Genomic DNA, 16,551 nt, shown 5'->3' on the forward strand with positions numbered 1-16,551 from the left:
CTGTATTGCGTTGGAGATCCGGTGTTGGCAGCTTAGCAAGTCATCCACAAAAATATCAACGGAGACAAAGACATGCAAGACAAAGCGACGGATTCAGATCGCAGAGCATTCCTGGCCGGAGCAACTGCCACGGCGGCAGCGCTGGGTCTGCCAGCAGCGCAAGCTCAAGTCGGCACCAGGACCGTTGCGCAGGCCGATGCCATCACCATGGCAGCGCAGATGCGCAAAGGCGATGTCACGCCGCTGGAGGCTCTTGATGCCGCCATTGCGCGCGTTGAAGCCTTGCCCAAGCTCAATGCCGTGGTCATCAAAGACTACGAACTGGCCCGCGAGCATGCCAAGAAGCTCTCGACCATGGGCCGCGATGCACGCAAACAGGCGACTGACAAAGCTCCGCTGTGGGGTCTGCCGTTTGTGCTCAAGGACCTGGGTCTGAGCATGGCAGGAACCGTGACCAGCAATGGTTGCCGCTTCTTCAAGGATGCTGTCGCTTCGCAGGACTCCACGCTGGTGATGCGCTACAAGGCTGCGGGTCTCAACATCTTTGGCAAGACGGCATCTCCCGAGTTCGGCATGACGACTACCACGGAGTCAAAGCTTTACGGCGCCACGCCCAACCCCTGGAACACCGGGCATACCACGGGCGGTTCTTCCGGTGGGACTGCCGCTGTGGTGGCGGCCGGCATTCTGCCCGTGGGTCATGCCAGCGATGGTGGCGGCTCCATCCGCATACCGGCCGCACATTGCGGCCTGTTCGGACTCAAGCCCAGTCGTGGACGTGTGCCTGCAGGGCCAGGAGCGCTGGATGGCGCAACAGGTTTGTCGGTGAACCACGTCATCAGCCGCAGCGTGCGCGACACAGCCTTGCTGCTGGACTTGAGTGCTGGGCCCGAGTTCGGCTCGCGAGTGCGACCTCCCTCTGATGTTTCTCCGGGCTACCTTGAAGCGATGCACCAGCCCGAGCGCAAGCTGCGTATTGCCGTCTGGCGCAAGAACTACTTCGGGATTCCCGTGCACGCCGAATGCCTGGAGGCTGTGGACAAAGCGGCCAAGGCCTGCGAGGCCCTGGGGCATTTTGTTGAAGAGGCCATGCCGGAGCTGCCGGTGAACGAAATTTTTGGCGGTATGGGTGCAGGCATGTCGGCAGGTCTGCTCAGCGCCATTGAATACCGTGAGAAGCAGCTGGGCCGCGCTGTGCGCGAAGACGAGATGGAGCCGCTGAACTGGGCTGCGTTGCAGGCCGCGAAGAAGGCCTCGGCGCTGGATCTGTACCGTGGCCGCGCAGGCTTCGACAAGGCGGGGCAATTGATCGATGCATTCCTGTCCAAGTACGACCTGATTCTGACGCCCACCACCGTGGTGCCTGCACAGAAACTGGGCGCGCTGCGACTCGATCAGCCTTATGAAAGCTATGCCGCCGAGGCCATGAATTCCTCCGCGTTTACCTCGCTGTTCAACATCAGCGGTCATCCGGCCATGTCCGTGCCGCTGCATTGGACGGCAGACCACCTCCCTGTGGGGTCCCACTTTGTCGCACCGTTTGGTGGCGAAGGCCGCTTGCTGCGTCTGGCGGCGCAGCTGGAGCAAGCCTTGCCATGGGCACATCGCGTGCCGGACCTGTCTGCACTCAAGGCTTGAATGTCCAGCAACAAGAAGGAGGAGAGCATGGAATCAGTGAATCAAGGTGTGGATCGTCGTGGCTTTATTCAGGGCGCAGGTGCCGTGGCCGCAGCAACAGCCATGCCGGCAATGGCTGCACAGAAGAAAAATGAGGCGGCGGCGGTGGATGGCTGCGCCTGGGCAGAACAGATCCGTCGGGGTGATATCACGCCGCTGGAAGCGCTGGAAGCGGCGATTGCACGTACGGAGGCCTTGCCCAAGCTCAATGCAGTGGTCATCAAGGACTACGATCTGGCACGTGATCAGGCCAGGCAGATGTCGGCTCTGGGCAGCGCTGCACGTGCCGAAGCCACAGCCAGGGCGCCCATGTGGGGCGTGCCCTTTCTGCTCAAGGATCTGAACCAGTATTTGAAGGGAACGGTCACAACCAACGGCTGCCGCTTTTTCAAGGGGGCCGTGGCAGAGTACGACAGCACCCTGGTGGCACGCTACAAGGCGGCCGGTCTCAATATCTTTGGCAAGACGGCATCGCCCGAGTTCGGCCAGACGCCCACGACCGAGTCCTTGCTCTACGGCAAGTCGCCCAATCCATGGAATGCTGCCCACACGACGGGCGGCTCCTCGGGTGGTGCGGCATCGGTGGTTGCCGCAGGCATTGTGCCCGTGGCCCATGCCAGCGATGGAGGCGGCTCCATTCGCATTCCCGCTTCGCACTGCGGCCTGTTTGGCCTCAAGCCCAGCCGCGGCCGTCTGCCCGCCGGTCCGGCCAATATGGAAGGCTGGATGGGCTTGTCCATGAACCATGTCATCAGTCGCAGCGTGCGCGACAGCGCTCACCTGCTCGATCTGACGCAGGGGCGCGAGCCGGGCTCGCGCACCGTGCCGCCGCGCGACGTGGAGGGCAGCTATCTGGACGCCCTCAAGCAGGCACCCAGGAAGCTCAGGATCGCAGTCTGGTCCAGGAACTACTTTGGCATTCCCGTGCATGCGGACTGTCAGGCTGCGGTGGACAAGGCCATCAAGGCCTGCCTGGCGCTGGGACATGAAATCGTGGAGGACATGCCGGAGTTGCCTGTGGCTGAGGTGTTCTCGGGCCTGGGCGTGGTGACATCCGTGGGCATGATGGCCAGCATCCGCGCCCGCGAAAAGCTGCTGGGTCGCGCCGTGCGCCAGGATGAGGTAGAGCAGATGGACTGGCTGTATCTGGAAAAGGCCAAGTCCTATACCGCCGAGCAGATGCTGATGGCGCGTACCAACTTCGATACGGCCGGCCAGATTCTGGACCGATTCTTTCTGAAGTACGACTTGATTCTGGCCCCGGTGATGGCTGTGCCGCCACCGCTGTTGGGCGTGCTGACGCTGGACCAGCCTTATGACTCATTCGCGCGCGAAGCCGTCAAGGCTTCGCCCTATACCGCGCTTTTCAATATGACAGGCCAGCCTGCCATGTCCGTGCCCATGCACTGGACCAGGGACAACTTGCCTGTGGGCGCGCACTTTGCTGCACCGTTCGGCCGCGAAGGGCGTTTGTTGGCGCTAGCCGCGCAGCTGGAGCAAGCCGTTCCCTGGGCACATCGTCAGCCTGATCTGTCGGTTTTCAAAGCGTAATTTCAAAAAGGCAGACGGCCATGAGGTTGTCTGCATTGCAAGCAAAAGGGGAAAGAAATGGGTATTTGCAACCAGAGAACCGTCGTCATCACCGGTGCAGGCGGTGGCCTGGGCCGCGCTTATGCGCTGGCCTTCGCACAAGAAGGTGCAAATGTGGTGATCAACGACATCCGTTCCGAAGCCGCCCAGGCCGTGGCCGAGGAAGTCAAGGCCGCTGGTGGCAAGGCGCTGGCCAACACCGGTGACATCACCACTGTGGCCGGGGCGCAATCGATTCTCGATGCGGCACTGGCCGCCTTTGGCGATGTGCAGGTCATCGTCAACAACGCGGGAGTGCTGCGCGACCGCATGTTCCTGAGCCTGTCCGAAGAGGACTGGGATATGGTCATGCGCGTGCATCTGCGCGGACATTTCTGCATGGCCAAGGTGTTTGGCGGCTACTGGCGCGATCAGAAGAAGGCCGGCAAGGACGTGGATGCACGCATCATCAACACCAGCTCTGGCGCGGGCCTGCAAGGCTCCATAGGCCAGAGCAACTATGCCGCAGCCAAGGCCGGCATCGCCGGTCTGACACTGGTGCAGGCCGCGGAGCTGGCGCGCTACGGCATCACCGCCAACTGTCTGGCACCTGCTGCGCGCACCTCCATGACCGAAGGAGCCATGCCCGATATGGTCAAGAAGCCCGAATCCGGCTTCGACGTCTGGGACCCCATGAACGTGGCCTCCATCGTCGTCTGGCTGGGCAGCGCGCAGTCCAGGCATGTGACGGGCCGCTGCTTCGAAGCCAAGGGCGGCGAGCTGTCCGTGGCCGACGGCTGGTTCACCGGCAAGATCAATGACAAGCAGGCGCGCTGGGAGCCTGCCGAGCTGTCAGGTGTGGTCGATCAGCTGATCGCCGAGGGCAAGGCCCCTCAGAAGGTCTACGGGACCTAAGCAGAAGAATCAGCCGGGGCATGGGCCCGGCCTTCCCATTCGATGAAGAACTCAGGACGCGAGCCATCATGGATTTAAGTCTGAACGAAGAACAAAAAATGATCGCCGAGAGCGCCGCGGTGTTTCTGCAGGAAAAATGCAGCACGGCGCAGGTGCGCAAGGTTTCTGAAACCGAGGGCGGGCTGGACCGTGCCCTGTGGCAGGAAGTGCTGGACATGGGCTGGTGCAGCGTGGCCCTGCCCGAAGCCGCAGGTGGCATGGGTCTGGGCTGGCGCGAGCTGGTTCTGCTTCAGGAGCAGATGGGTTATCACCTGGCCTGCGTGCCGTTTTTTGACGCTGTCGTCGCAGTGACGCCGTTGTGGCAAGCGTTGAGCCAGACCGGGCAGGGCCTGGGTGTGGTGGAGCGCCTGGCGGCCTCGGGCCGGATCTGCGTGCTGGGCATGACGGTGCGTGGCGAACTGACCGCGACCGCGACCGTGAAGCTCGAAGGCGATGAGCTGGTGCTCAATGGCCAGTGGAGTCAGGTGGGATCAGGAGCACATGCCGATGTGTTCCTGCTGCCCGCCACCCTGCCTTGCGGCTCGCTGGGCCTGCTGGAGGTGCACGCCAAGGAAGAAGGTTTGAGCGTGCAGGCGCTGACTACGGTGGACGCCACACGCAGCAGTGCCGATGTCATGGCCGTTAATGTGAGATTGACTGGCGCTGCCGTGCTGATGCATGGCGAGGCGCTCAGGAGCCTGTGGGCGCAGACCCGCAATCTGGCGGCCATCGGTTTGGCGGCTGAACAAGTCGGTGTGGCCGAGCGCGCGCTGAATCTGGCCGTGGAATACACGAAGGAGCGTCAGCAGTTCGGCAAGGCCGTGGGCGGTTTTCAGGGCGTCAAGCACCGGGCAGCGCAGATGCTGGTGAAGGTGGAGACCGCTCGTTCTGCTGTCTATGCAGCAGCTTTCATAGCTGATAGCGCCGATGTCACAAGCGATCTGAGCTACTTCGCGGCTCAAGCTCGCACAGATGCAACGGAGGCTGCTCTCTTTTCCACGCGCGAAAGCATTCAGTTGCACGGCGGAGTGGGATTCACCTGGGAGTTTGATCCGCATCTGTTCTTCCGCCGCGCGCAGGCATCCAGCCAGCGCATGGGCACGGTGGAGCAGTGGCGCGAGCTGGTGGCTGCGCGTTTGTTGGACGAGAGCGTGACGGAGGCAGCATGAAAATGCAGGAGTCGGAAATCAATGAAGCCTTTCGCGCTGAAGTGCGTGAATGGATGGCGCAACATCTGACAGGGCGGTTCGCCCCGCTCAAGCATGCCAGCGGTCTGGGTGCCGAAGGTTATGACGCGCAACTGGCCAAGGAATGGGAGCAGGAGCTGGCCAAGGGCGGCTGGACCGGCCTGGGCTGGGAGACCCGGTACGGCGGCCGCAACGTCCCGCTGGCCCAGCAAGTCATCTTCCACGAGGAGTATGTGCGCTGCGGCGGTCCCGGCCGCATCGGTCATATCGGCGAGACCCTGCTGGCCCCCACGCTGATGGCTTTTGGCACGCCAGAGCAGAAACAGCGTTTTCTGCCCGGCATTCTGGCCGGTACCGACTATTGGGCTCAGGGCTATTCCGAGCCCGGTGCGGGCTCCGACCTGGCGGGCATTCGTACCAAAGCCCATCGTGATGCGGCCACGGGCGAGTGGGTGATCAACGGTCAGAAGGTCTGGACTTCCTGGGCCCATGAGTCCGAATGGGTGTTTGTGCTGGCTCGCACCGACGAGGTCGGAGCGAGCACTGCCAGCCCCCGCCATGCGGGCATGGTGCTGCTGCTGGTGCCCATCAAACAGGCCGGCGTGGAGGTGCGTCCGATTCGCCAGATCACCGGCACTTCGGAGTTCAACGAAGTGTTCTTTGACGGCGCACGCACCGAAGGCGCGCTGCATCTGGGCCCCGTGGGCGATGGCTGGAAGGTCGCCATGTATCTGCTGGGCTGCGAGCGCGGTGCTTCCACTCTGGGCCAGCAGGCACATTTCCGCTATGAGCTGGACCTGATCATCGACCTGGCCAGGCGCAATGGCGCTGCCCGCGACCCGCTGATCCGTCAGCGCCTGGCCAAGGCCGATATGGGCCTGCAGACTCTGCGCGCCCATGCGCTGCGCTCCAGCGATGAGAGCACGCCCTTCCGTGTGGCTTCCGTATCCAAATACGCATGGTCCAACTGGCACCGTGATCTGGGCGAGCTGGCCATGGATGTGCTGGGCGAGCAGGGCGAACTGGTGCTCAAGGATCCCGCGTTCAGCGCTTTGCAGCAGCTATGGCTGGTCAGCCGTGCCGACACCATCTACGCAGGCACCAACGAGATTCAGATGAACCTCATGGCCGAACGTGCACTGGGCATGCCGCGCTGATCGAGCGCGCCTGCTCCTTTGGTCATTGGAGTAGGTGAATACGCTGAGTGGCTCCAAAGAAGATGCTGTGAACCGCGGGTTCTCCCTGGTGGTTTGCAGCATTTTCTCCTTTGAAATGTCCTCCCAGCGACATTAGGGAATGACCTATCGTCCAAAGTGACGATGCTGCAGCGCAGCGGCGATCGGAAGATCGAGGCAACTACTTTTGAATGACAAATGACTAGCGCACCCTCTTACGTTGCTCCCCACGGCCTGCTCAAAGACAAAACTGTGCTCGTTACCGCTGCTGCTGGCGCCGGTATCGGCTTTTCAGCTGCAAAACGGGCAGCAGAGGAGGGCTGCAAGGCCTTGTTTATCTCCGACGTGCATGAGCGTCGGCTGGCCGAAGCCGTGGAGCAGATCAAAAAGGATACGGGTTTACACCAGGTCTTTGGCAAGCTCTGCGACGTGAGCAAGGAAGAGCAGGTTCAGGCGCTGATCTCCGAAGCCGACAGCGCCATGGGCGGTATCGATGTGCTGATCAATAACGCGGGTCTGGGCACCAGTTGCAAGGTCGTCGACATGGGCGATGACGAGTGGAGCAAGGTCATCGACATCACGTTGACCGGCACCTTCCGCATGACGCGCGCAGCGCTCAGGCTGATGCAGCCACGCGGCAAGGGGGTGATCGTCAACAACGCATCGGTGCTGGGCTGGCGCGCTCAGACCGAGCAGGCTCACTACGCGGCCGCCAAGGCGGGCGTGATGGCCCTCACACGCTGTTCGGCGCTGGAAGCGGCCGAATTCGGCATCCGCATCAACGCCGTGGCACCTTCCATCGCCATTCACGCCTTCCTCAAGAAGTCTGCCTCTGAAGAGCTGCTGGCCAAGCTGTCCGAGAAGGAAGCCTTTGGTCGGGGTGCCGAGCCCTGGGAAGTAGCCAATGTGATGATCTTCCTGGCCAGCGACTACTCCTCGTACATGACGGGTGAAGTGGTGTCCGTCAGCTCGCAGAGGGCCTGAGCATGAATGCAGTCGCAGACAAGATGCTGTTTGACTCGGCAGCCTCGGTGCAGGCGTCGGTGGGGCGTCAGCTGGGCGAGACCGAATGGGTGCAGATCACGCAGGAGCGCATCAATCAGTTTGCCGATGCCACGGGCGATCACCAATGGATTCATGTGGACCCCGAGCAGGCCAGGAACGGCCCGTTCGGCGCCTGCGTGGCCCATGGATATCTGACGCTGTCTCTGGCCAATCTGTTTTTGCCTCAGCTGGTCAGCTATCAGGGGCTGAAGATGGGCGTCAACTATGGTTGCGAGAAGGTGCGTTTTCCGGCTCCGGTGCTGGTGAACAGCTTCGTGCGTGGCAGCGGCGAGGTGGTGGCGGCGACGCCTATCGGAGAAGACGGCGTACAGGTCACGATCCGAATCACCGTACAGGTCAGGAATCAGGATAAACCCGGCTGTGTGGTTGAAACCATCAGCAGGCTGTTCTTTATCCGGGAAAATTGAGTGTGTGCAAGCGCCTGCTTCGGCGGGCGATTGCATTTTTTGTGAAGAGGGATGAGCTGCCGACAGAGTAGCCGACCTCGATACGGCAGCAAAAGCTGCCCAGGGCGCGACGACAAGAAAGTTAGGAGACAAAGACATGAAAGACGCAGTCATCGTTTCGACGGCACGTACCCCCATAGGCAAGGCTTACCGTGGTGCCTTCAACGACACCGAAGCCCCGGTGCTGGGCGGACACGTCATTCGCGCGGCGCTCAACAAGGCGAACGTGGCTGGTGCGGATGTGGATGACGTCATTTTGGGCATTGCCGCGCAGCAGGGCACGCAGGGCTACAACCTGGGGCGTCTGTGCGGCTACACCGCCGGCCTGCCGGAATCCGTGGGCGGAATGGTGATCGATCGCATGTGCGCATCGGGCCTGATGAGCATTGCCACGGCTGCCAAGGGTGTCATGACCGGCGAGATGAATATCGCTGTGGCCGGCGGTCTGGAGTCCATTTCCCTGGTGCAGAACAAGTACAAGAACTCGTACCGCGCCCAATCGAAGGCGGTGCTGGCCGCAGAGCCCACAGCCTACATCCAGATGATAGAGACGGCCGAGCTGGTCAGCCAGCGTTACGGCATCAGTCGTGAAGCCCAGGACGAGTACTCGCTGCGCAGCCAGCAGCGCGTGGCCGCCGCACAGGCCCGTGGCCTGTTCGACGATGAAATCGTGCCGCTGACCACGGTCAAGCAGCTGTTTGACAAGGAAGGCAATGTCACCGGCAGCGAGGAAGTCACGCTGACCCGCGACGAGGGCAACCGTGCCGACACCACGCTTGAGAGTCTGGCCAAGCTCAAGCCTGTATGGAAGAACGGTCAGTGGGTGGAGCAAGGCCAGTTCATCACGGCCGGCAATGCATCCCAGCTGTCCGACGGTGCCAGCGCCTGTGTGGTGATGAGTGCCGACGAAGCCCGCAGTCGCGGCCTCGCGCCTTTGGGTATCTATCGCGGCGTGGCAGTGGCAGGCTGCCGTGCCGATGAAATGGGGATCGGCCCCGTCTATGCCATCCCCAAGCTGCTAAAGCAGCATGGGCTGACGGTTGGCGACATCGGCCTGTGGGAAATCAACGAGGCATTTGCCTGCCAGGTGATCTACAGCCGCGACAAACTCGGCATTCCCGATGAGCGCCTGAACGTCAACGGCGGCGCGATCTCCATCGGCCACCCCTTCGGCATGTCGGGCGCACGCCTGGTTGGTCACGCCCTGCTGGAGGGGCGTCGCCGCGGCGTGCGTTTTGTGGTGGTGAGCATGTGTATTGGCGGCGGCATGGGCGCTGCCGGCCTGTTTGAGCTGAGCTGATCCGATCTGTCTGCAACCAACCTTCAACCAAGGAGTTGAACATGATGGACAGCGCTTTCGCCAAGATGGGTTTTTCCACCTACACGCCAAGTTCCATCGCTTGCGTGATCAAGGATGTGCCCATATTCGACACCCCGGCCCCCGTGCGCGCATCGGCCGATGCACCCTTCGTGAGCGCCGAGCAGTTCAGTGCGCTGATCAGTCAGCTCTATGAAGCTGCCATGGATCCGGAAGGCTGGAAGCCTTTTCTGGAGACTCTGCGTCTGCAACTGGGAGGCAATTACGCCTCGCTCATAGTGCGCCCAGGCTCCGCCGATGATGTGGGGCTGATCGTCTCGGCCGCAGGCGACCGCCGCGATCTGATGCCGAACTGCCCCAAGATCAGCATGAGCCCGTTTCGCAGCATGCCTACCGATCGTATCGTGACCGTGGGGGATGTGATGCCCGAGTCCGAGTGGCGCGCTTCAAGCTACTACAACGACTGGTGCAAGCAGCTGCAGGTGTTCCACGTGATGGCTGCCGACATCGTCACCAAGGATAGCTGCGTCTACGGTCTGCGCATCACGCGGCCCGAAGGTTCCCCGGCTTTCAACAAGCAGGAGCGTGCCTTTGGCGCCATGATGCTGCCGCATATCAAGCGCGCGCTGAACCTGCATCTTTCGGTGAACCAGGACCGTCAGGTCATCTCCCTCTACAGCAAGGCCACGGCCCAGCTGATGGTGGGGGTGGTCATCCTCGATCAGAACGGCAATGTGCTGGAGTGCAATCCCGCTGCGGCCAGCATTCTGGACATGCAGGACGGTCTCAAGATCTCCGGCGGCATGCTGGAGGCCAACTACGCCAATGACAACCGCAAGCTGCAGCGCCTGATCAAGGATGCGCTCATGCATACCCAGGTCTCGCGCCTGTCCATGACCGAAGGCATGTCGGTCAGCCGGCAGTCCGGCCAGCTCAACTGGGGCGTGGTGGTGCAAAGCATTTCTCCCGACGAGTGGACCGAGGGCAAGCAGCGTCCCAGTGTCGCCGTCTTTGTACGCGACACCGGCGGCAAGGCAGACCCTCCCGTGAAGCTGGCTCAGCAGCTGTTCCAGCTGACGCCAGCCGAGACTTCGCTGGCCATTCAACTGGCCAACGGCCTGTCGCTTGAAGAGGCCGCCGAAGCGCTCAACATCCGCCGCAACACGGCACGAGCCCATCTGCGCTCCATCTTCTCCAAGACGGGGGTGCGCCGTCAGACCGAGCTGGTGCGCATCTTCCTCAACAGCGTGGCCTGGCTGGGAAACAAGTGACCACGGTTGGTGGAAATAAAAAGCGGGCTTCGGCCCGTTTTTTTGTATATGGAGCAGAGCCGGGCAGTCTGCTTTCAATCCTGACCGTGGAAAATTCCTCGCGACAGCATGTCGATGGGAGGCCCGGATTCAGGCCGCTTGTGATCGGGCGTGGAGCAGCCTCGACTCATTGAAGGCCAGGTCGAAATGGCGCCTGTGCAGAAATGACTTTACGGTTGCAGGCAAGCCCAGCGATTGTGGTCCATGCATTCCTTGGCGAAATCAATCTCCAGGTCCTGGAGTTTGCTTGCGCACAGCTTGTCCGCGCAGCATGGCCACATGGTCTCCCTGGCTTGCTTCTCATATATTTCATCCGCGCCAGTTCAATCGTTTGAAAACAAGCTGGCGGTCGCGGTGCGAATGCCTTCCAGAGCAAGATAACCCCCCGCCCCTCACTAGAGAAACCAAGGCAGAATGACGTGCGCGAGGGTGAGTATCCGGTGTTCCTACGGAAGAAAGCACTTGCATGGCTAAACAGAAGAAATGTGACCGGCTCGCTCAAATACAGCAACGACATGAAACTATTTCGCAAGCCTGCTCTTGATCACTTCAACTTCATTTCTGGTGCGCCCTATGCAATGCTCTTGGTGGGTGGGATTATTGCGCTGTCGATGACAGTGATCTGTACCGTCGTCCTCTATCAGAGTCGGCTGGATGCAATGGAGCATGCGATAGAAACATCACGCAATGTTGCCCTTCTTGCTGAAAATGACGTGGTTCGGAACTTCGAGCTCTATGCACTGTCGTTGCAAGCCGTGGTCGATGGACTCAACGATTCCGAGGTGATGGCCGCCTCGCCGCATCTGCGTAATGCGGCCTTGTTCGACAAGGCCGCGACCGCGACCTATCTGGGATCCATCCTGGTTCTTGACGCAGACGGAAAAATTGCCCTCAATGCAGGGGTCGAGAATGCGGTGAATGGGCATTACTCGGATCATGACTTTTTCAAGGTGCACAAAGAAAGCCCAAGCATCGGGCTCTACGTGGGGGACCCTTATTCATCCGCGCTGCATGGCGGCTCCCTGAGCATTCCTCTGAGTCGTCGGATTTCCCATGCGGACGGCTCTTTTGCCGGCATTGTGCTGATAGATGTTCAGCTGGAGTACTTTCAGAAACTGTTTTCTGCGCTTTCGCTAGGTAAACACGGATCGCTGGCCTTGATAAGGAAAGACGGAGCCATGATGATGCGGCAGCCCTTCGATGCAAAGGTCATCGGGCGCAATATCCGCAATGCAAGCACGTTCCAGCAGTTCATGTCGGCACCCGAAGGCAGCTTTTCGGATACGTCGTACCTTGATGGGGCCCAGCGGGCGTATTACTTCAAGAATCTGCCCAGCTTGCCATTCATCATCATGGTGGCCAAGGCGCATTCCGATATTTACGCGGTCTGGCGACAGAGAGCCTTGCTGATTACCTCTGTCATGGGGATGCTCACCATGGCTTTCATTGGCCTGTCCTTCGCTTTCGGAGTGCAGCTCAAACGCCGCATGTGCGCAGAGTCTGAATTGGCGATGCTGGCACGTACCGACGGCCTGACTGGCTTGAGCAACCGCCGCAAACTCGATGAAATCATCGATCACGAATGGCGCAGGGCAAAAAGGAATCACAGCGCTTTTTCGCTGTTGTTCGTGGATATCGATTGGTTCAAGGCCTATAACGACACTTACGGGCATCAGGCCGGGGATGCTGTTCTGGCGACCGTGGCGAAATGCATTGGCGATAATATTCGGCGCCCGGAAGACAGTGCGGCACGCTATGGAGGTGAGGAATTCATCGTGGTGTTGCCCGACACGCCCCTGGATGGAGGGGCGCTCATTGCCGAGAATATTCGTGCGGCGATCGCACAGCTTGCCATTGCGCACACTGGAAGCGAATTCGGGTGCGTCACGGTCAGCATAGGTTGTGCTGCCTGGGTGCCGGCAAGAGATCTGGATATGCCGACGATTTTGCGTTCGGCCGACAAGGCGCTGTACAGCGCCAAGATGACGGGCCGTAACAAGGTCGCTTTGTCAAGCGCGTATTCATAATAGTGCTCCGCAAACCCTTGCCTGGCTTACCGGCGTGGCGCAAGGGGCCTGGTGCCTACCGGACTTGCCTTGCGTTGAAGCATGCACCCCGGTTCTCGGCCAACGGCATTTGCCCGGCAAGGAGAACTGCATACAAAACTAATAGCTGCAAGCGCTTGATATCAATAGATATCAGCATTGAAAGTATCTGAATTCCATTGATATATTGTGCTGGCAGCTTTTATTTTGATAGTGGCTGTCTCAGGCAGTTGCTCGGGCGCATGCCTTGCTCAGGCGCATGCCTTGCTGGCGCGCAGCGCCGCAATATCTGCCCTGGCATAGCCCAGGGATGCGAGCACGGCATCGGTGTCCTGCCCGATCCTGGTTCCCGGTGTGGGGCGGCGCGCTGGGGTGCGTGAAAAGCGTGGGGCCGGTGAGGGCTGGCGCTGGGTACTGCCGTCCACTTCCAGATCGACGAACAGATTGCGCTGGGCGTTGTGTGGATGAGCGGGTGCCTCGGCCAGGCTCAGTACCGGGGCAAAGCAGACATCGCTGCCTTCGAGCTCTTCGCTCCACTGTGCCTGCGTCTTCCTGCGCACGATTTCGGCCACGCGGGCCTTGACTTCGGGCCAGTCGGAGCTCTGGTACTGGCGCCTGGGGTCCACATCGCTCAGGCCCAGCTTTTGCAGCTGCAAGGCATAGAACTGCGGCTCGATGGCGCCCAGGGTGATGTGCTTGCCATCTGCGCACTCGAATACTTCATAGAAGGGTGAAGTGTTGAGAAAGTGATTCTGTGCGGGATCGTCCTTCCAGTAGCCCATGCCGCTGCGCATCTGGTGCATCAGACCACTCATGGCGCTCACTCCGTCGATCATGGCTGCGTCCACCACCTGGCCCCTGCCGGATTGACGAGCCTCGTGCATGGCGCACATGATTCCGAACAGCAAGAACATGGCACCGCCCGCCATATCGCCCACGATGGTGGGCGGCAGCACGGGAGCTTGGCCGGGGCGCATGGAGGTGGACATCACGCCCGTCAGCGCCACATAGTTGATGTCATGGCCTGCGGCCTGGGACAGGGGGCCGGTCTGCCCCCAGCCGGTGACGCGGCCAAAGACCAGGCGCGGCGCGCGGCGGGCGACTTCCTCGGGACTGAAGCCTAGGCGCTCCATCACGCCGGGTCTGAAGCCCTCGATGAGCGCGTCGGCAGACTCGATCAGCTTCCAGGCGGCGGCGCGTCCGCCCTCGGACTTGAGGTCTAGCGCGATGGACTTCTTGCCCCGGTTCTGCGCCATGCGCGGGTAGCGGGATGCCGCAGCATGGTCTGCGCTGCGCTCGATGAGAATCACTTCGGCACCCATATCGGCCAGCATCATGCCGGCAAAGGGGGCAGGGCCTATGCCTGCAAATTCGATGACACGCATTCCGGCCAAAGGCCCCGGGCTCTGGCCTTGAAAAGGGTGTTCTGTACTCAAGTCGGTCTCCTGTTTTTGTCTGCGACTTTTCTATCTTGTGGATCCTGCCGGTTTTGGACCCGTCCGTTTGGAGTATGTCCGGGGTGAAAGCCAGGCCAACACTGGACATTCCATAAAAAAAGGAGAGCAATACATGTTCAGGCTGGATGGGAAAGTGGCGCTGGTCAGCGGTGCCGGGCGCGGCATGGGGTTCGGCATCGCGCAGGCGCTGGCCGCGCAGGGCGCGCATGTGGTGGTGAACGACTTTCATCAGGACCGCGCCGAGAGTGCGGCAAGTCAGCTGCGCGAAGCGGGATTGAAGGCATCGGCACAGGCGGCGGATCTGACGGATCGCGACGCCATTTTTGCCATGGTGCAGCGCATTCGGGACGAGGTCGGTGTGGTCGATATCTTTGTGCACAACGCCGGTATCCCGGCCCAGGGCTGGGGCTACACGCCGTTTCTGCAGTCGCCCGAGTCCGAATGGAACGCCTGGCTGCAGCTCAATCTGCATGGGTTGATGCATGCCTGCCAGGCTCTGCTGCCCTCCATGCAGGAGCAGGGCTGGGGGCGCATTGTGGCCATCAACTCCGACGCGGCGCGCACGGCCACGGGCATGGGGCTGTGCGCCTATGGTGCAGCCAAGGCGGCCGCGATTGGCTTCATTCGCAATCTCTCGGGCGAAGTGGGCCCGCACGGGGTGACGGCCAACGCTCTGTCGCTGGGCACCATGAACAACTGGGAAGGCTCGGAGAAGATTGCCAGAAAGGGTACGTCCGTGGGCCGGGCAGGATCGCCCCAGGATGTGGGTGCGGCCGTGAGCTATCTGGCATCGACCGAGGCTGAGTGGGTCAACGGCCAGGTGCTGCCGGTCAACGGCGGTGGTCTGGTGGCCTGAGTTCAGCAGCCGTCCTCAACAGCCTTCCGGTGCAAGCCGGAAGGCTTTTTTGTCACTCATGGGACCGCGAGTTGTGGCAGCGAAGGCGACAGAGCCTCCGGTGCGGGCATTCTGGCGGCGCAAACCAGCTTTCGCGCCCGGCGGTGCAAGCCATGTGCCACCAGGGGCGGTTGCGGCCGGTTTTTCTCATAGTCTGCCCCTAGTCCGAATCAGGTAGGTTTGGGCAAAAGCCGTATGGCAATCTGAAAAAGAACTCGATAACAACCTGGTGATGTGAGGAAAGCAGATGGAGGCATTGATCTTCGACCATGTCCGAACCCCCCGAGGCAAGGGCAAGCCGGATGGCGCACTGCATGAGGTGACGCCGGTCTGGCTGGCCGCGCAGCCGCTGGTGGCGCTGCGTGAGCGCAATCGGCTCGATACGGCGGTGGTGGACGACGTGATCATGGGCTGCGTGGTGCCCGTGGGCGAGCAGGGTGGCAATGTGGGCCGCATGGCGGTGCTGCAGGCCGACTATGCACAGAGCGTGGCCGGCGTGCAGCTCAATCGCTACTGCGGCTCGGGCCTGGAGGCGGTGAGCTTTGCCGCGGCCAAGGTGATGGCCGGCCAGGCCGACATGACGATCGGTGCCGGCGTGGAGATGATGTCCCGCGTACCCATGGGCTCCGATGGCGGCGCCTGGGCGCAGGACCCGCAACTGGCCAGCAAGACCTATTTTGTGATGCAGGGCATCTCGGCAGACTTGCTGGCATCGCTGCGCGGCCACAGCCGCCGTGATCTGGACGAGTACTCGGCCGAAAGCCACCGCCGCGCGGCCAAGGCCTGGACGGAAGGTCGCTTTGACCAGTCTGTCGTTCCCGTCAAAGACTTCCTGGGCATGACGCTGCTGGAAAAGGACGAGACCATTCGAGCCGAGACCACCGCCGATTCGCTGGCCGCCCTCAAGCCCGCTTTCACCGAGATGGGCCAGAAATACGGTTATGACAGCGTGGCGCTGCAGCGCTATCCGCAGGTCGAGCAGATTCACCATCATCACCATGCAGGCAACAGCTCGGGCATTGTCGACGGGGCGGCTGCCGTGCTGATCGGCACGGCCGAGGCCGGTGCCAGGCAGGGCATGAAGCCCAGGGCCCGCATCCGCGCCTTTGCCAGCATCGGCTCCGAGCCGACCTTGATGCTGGACGGCCCGGCCCATGCCGCACGCAAGGCTTTGGCCAGGGCGCGCATGCAGGCTTCGGACATCGATCTGTGGGAGCTCAACGAGGCCTTTGCCACGGTGGTGCTGACCATGATGGAGGAGTTGGACATTCCCCATGAGCGCATGAACGTCAACGGCGGAGCAATCGCGATGGGCCACCCGCTGGGTGCGACCGGCGCCATGATTCTGGGCACGGTGCTGGACGAGCTGGAGCGCACCGGCAAGCGCACGGCGCTGATCAGCCTGTGCGTGGCCGCGGGCATGGGCTCGGCCATGATCATCGAACGCGTGTGA

General features: G+C 61.5%; 13 protein-coding genes. 12 read left to right on the top strand and 1 reads right to left on the bottom strand.

Going from position 1 to position 16,551, the window contains the following annotated elements; translation table 11 throughout:
* Nucleotides 1-72 precede the first annotated feature (72 nt).
* From AAIL67_RS16245 to AAIL67_RS16290, 10 genes are all read left to right on the top strand, one after another.
* Nucleotides 73-1,638, top strand: coding sequence for an amidase (locus AAIL67_RS16245; protein ID WP_343484386.1), 1,566 nt, complete (start codon nt 73-75; stop codon nt 1,636-1,638).
* Nucleotides 1,639-3,228, top strand: coding sequence for an amidase (locus AAIL67_RS16250; protein ID WP_343484387.1), 1,590 nt, complete (start codon nt 1,639-1,641; stop codon nt 3,226-3,228).
* A 57-nt stretch (nt 3,229-3,285) separates the two neighbouring features.
* Nucleotides 3,286-4,161, top strand: coding sequence for an SDR family oxidoreductase (locus AAIL67_RS16255; protein WP_034396763.1), 876 nt, complete (start codon nt 3,286-3,288; stop codon nt 4,159-4,161).
* Nucleotides 4,162-4,229: 68 nt separating this feature from the next.
* The gene (locus tag AAIL67_RS16260) at nt 4,230-5,369 is read left to right on the top strand and encodes an acyl-CoA dehydrogenase family protein (RefSeq protein ID WP_343484388.1); all 1,140 of its coding nucleotides are present in this window, start codon (nt 4,230-4,232) and stop codon (nt 5,367-5,369) included.
* Nucleotides 5,366-6,544, top strand: a complete 1,179-nt coding sequence (locus AAIL67_RS16265) for an acyl-CoA dehydrogenase family protein (RefSeq protein ID WP_034396765.1) — start codon at nt 5,366-5,368, stop codon at nt 6,542-6,544. Before AAIL67_RS16260 ends, AAIL67_RS16265 begins: the two co-directional genes overlap by 4 nt.
* A 216-nt stretch (nt 6,545-6,760) precedes the next feature.
* Nucleotides 6,761-7,546, top strand: a complete 786-nt coding sequence (locus AAIL67_RS16270) for an SDR family oxidoreductase (protein WP_034378317.1) — start codon at nt 6,761-6,763, stop codon at nt 7,544-7,546.
* 2 nt (nt 7,547-7,548) lie between these two features.
* Entirely contained in the window at nt 7,549-8,034 is a 486-nt protein-coding gene (locus AAIL67_RS16275; protein ID WP_004341299.1) for a MaoC family dehydratase, read from the top strand.
* Nucleotides 8,035-8,170: 136 nt separating this feature from the next.
* The gene (locus AAIL67_RS16280) at nt 8,171-9,373 is read left to right on the top strand and encodes an acetyl-CoA C-acyltransferase (RefSeq protein ID WP_034360206.1); all 1,203 of its coding nucleotides are present in this window, start codon (nt 8,171-8,173) and stop codon (nt 9,371-9,373) included.
* A gap of 41 nt (nt 9,374-9,414) precedes the next feature.
* The gene (locus tag AAIL67_RS16285) at nt 9,415-10,662 is read left to right on the top strand and encodes a LuxR C-terminal-related transcriptional regulator (RefSeq protein WP_063664648.1); all 1,248 of its coding nucleotides are present in this window, start codon (nt 9,415-9,417) and stop codon (nt 10,660-10,662) included.
* A 617-nt stretch (nt 10,663-11,279) separates the two neighbouring features.
* On the top strand, nt 11,280-12,728 hold the full coding sequence (locus tag AAIL67_RS16290; RefSeq protein WP_174447120.1) for a sensor domain-containing diguanylate cyclase: 1,449 nt from the start codon (nt 11,280-11,282) through the stop codon (nt 12,726-12,728).
* A gap of 269 nt (nt 12,729-12,997) precedes the next feature.
* On the opposite strand, the gene AAIL67_RS16295 is transcribed toward AAIL67_RS16290, so the two are convergent.
* Complete coding sequence (locus tag AAIL67_RS16295) at nt 12,998-14,131, bottom strand: CaiB/BaiF CoA-transferase family protein (RefSeq protein ID WP_059440856.1); 1,134 nt, start codon at nt 14,129-14,131, stop codon at nt 12,998-13,000.
* A 184-nt stretch (nt 14,132-14,315) separates the two neighbouring features.
* Here AAIL67_RS16295 and AAIL67_RS16300 point away from each other — a divergent pair, with 184 nt between their 5' ends.
* Together AAIL67_RS16300 and AAIL67_RS16305 are read left to right on the top strand one after the other, a co-directional pair.
* Nucleotides 14,316-15,059: an SDR family oxidoreductase gene (locus tag AAIL67_RS16300; RefSeq protein ID WP_034378320.1), complete on the top strand. Its 744-nt coding sequence runs from the start codon at nt 14,316-14,318 to the stop codon at nt 15,057-15,059.
* 286 nt (nt 15,060-15,345) lie between these two features.
* Nucleotides 15,346-16,551: an acetyl-CoA C-acetyltransferase gene (locus AAIL67_RS16305; RefSeq protein ID WP_034410364.1), complete on the top strand. Its 1,206-nt coding sequence runs from the start codon at nt 15,346-15,348 to the stop codon at nt 16,549-16,551.

The organism is Comamonas sp. A7-5 (genome assembly GCF_039581385.1).
In the GTDB taxonomy this organism is placed as follows: domain Bacteria; phylum Pseudomonadota; class Gammaproteobacteria; order Burkholderiales; family Burkholderiaceae_C; genus Comamonas; species Comamonas thiooxydans.

Excerpts from the sequence above, each read along its gene's own strand:
- AAIL67_RS16285 (WP_063664648.1), top strand. The coding sequence starts at position 9,415 with ATGATGGACAGCGCTTTCGCCAAGATGGGTTTTTCCACCTACACGCCA.
- AAIL67_RS16250 (WP_343484387.1), top strand. The coding sequence starts at position 1,639 with ATGTCCAGCAACAAGAAGGAGGAGAGCATGGAATCAGTGAATCAAGGT.
- AAIL67_RS16305 (WP_034410364.1), top strand. The coding sequence starts at position 15,346 with ATGGAGGCATTGATCTTCGACCATGTCCGAACCCCCCGAGGCAAGGGC.
- AAIL67_RS16295 (WP_059440856.1), bottom strand. The coding sequence starts at position 14,131 with ATGCGTGTCATCGAATTTGCAGGCATAGGCCCTGCCCCCTTTGCCGGC.
- AAIL67_RS16255 (WP_034396763.1), top strand. The coding sequence starts at position 3,286 with ATGGGTATTTGCAACCAGAGAACCGTCGTCATCACCGGTGCAGGCGGT.
- AAIL67_RS16260 (WP_343484388.1), top strand. The coding sequence starts at position 4,230 with ATGGATTTAAGTCTGAACGAAGAACAAAAAATGATCGCCGAGAGCGCC.
- AAIL67_RS16290 (WP_174447120.1), top strand. The coding sequence starts at position 11,280 with ATGCTCTTGGTGGGTGGGATTATTGCGCTGTCGATGACAGTGATCTGT.
- AAIL67_RS16270 (WP_034378317.1), top strand. The coding sequence starts at position 6,761 with ATGACTAGCGCACCCTCTTACGTTGCTCCCCACGGCCTGCTCAAAGAC.
- AAIL67_RS16265 (WP_034396765.1), top strand. The coding sequence starts at position 5,366 with ATGAAAATGCAGGAGTCGGAAATCAATGAAGCCTTTCGCGCTGAAGTG.
- AAIL67_RS16275 (WP_004341299.1), top strand. The coding sequence starts at position 7,549 with ATGAATGCAGTCGCAGACAAGATGCTGTTTGACTCGGCAGCCTCGGTG.
- AAIL67_RS16245 (WP_343484386.1), top strand. The coding sequence starts at position 73 with ATGCAAGACAAAGCGACGGATTCAGATCGCAGAGCATTCCTGGCCGGA.
- AAIL67_RS16300 (WP_034378320.1), top strand. The coding sequence starts at position 14,316 with ATGTTCAGGCTGGATGGGAAAGTGGCGCTGGTCAGCGGTGCCGGGCGC.
- AAIL67_RS16280 (WP_034360206.1), top strand. The coding sequence starts at position 8,171 with ATGAAAGACGCAGTCATCGTTTCGACGGCACGTACCCCCATAGGCAAG.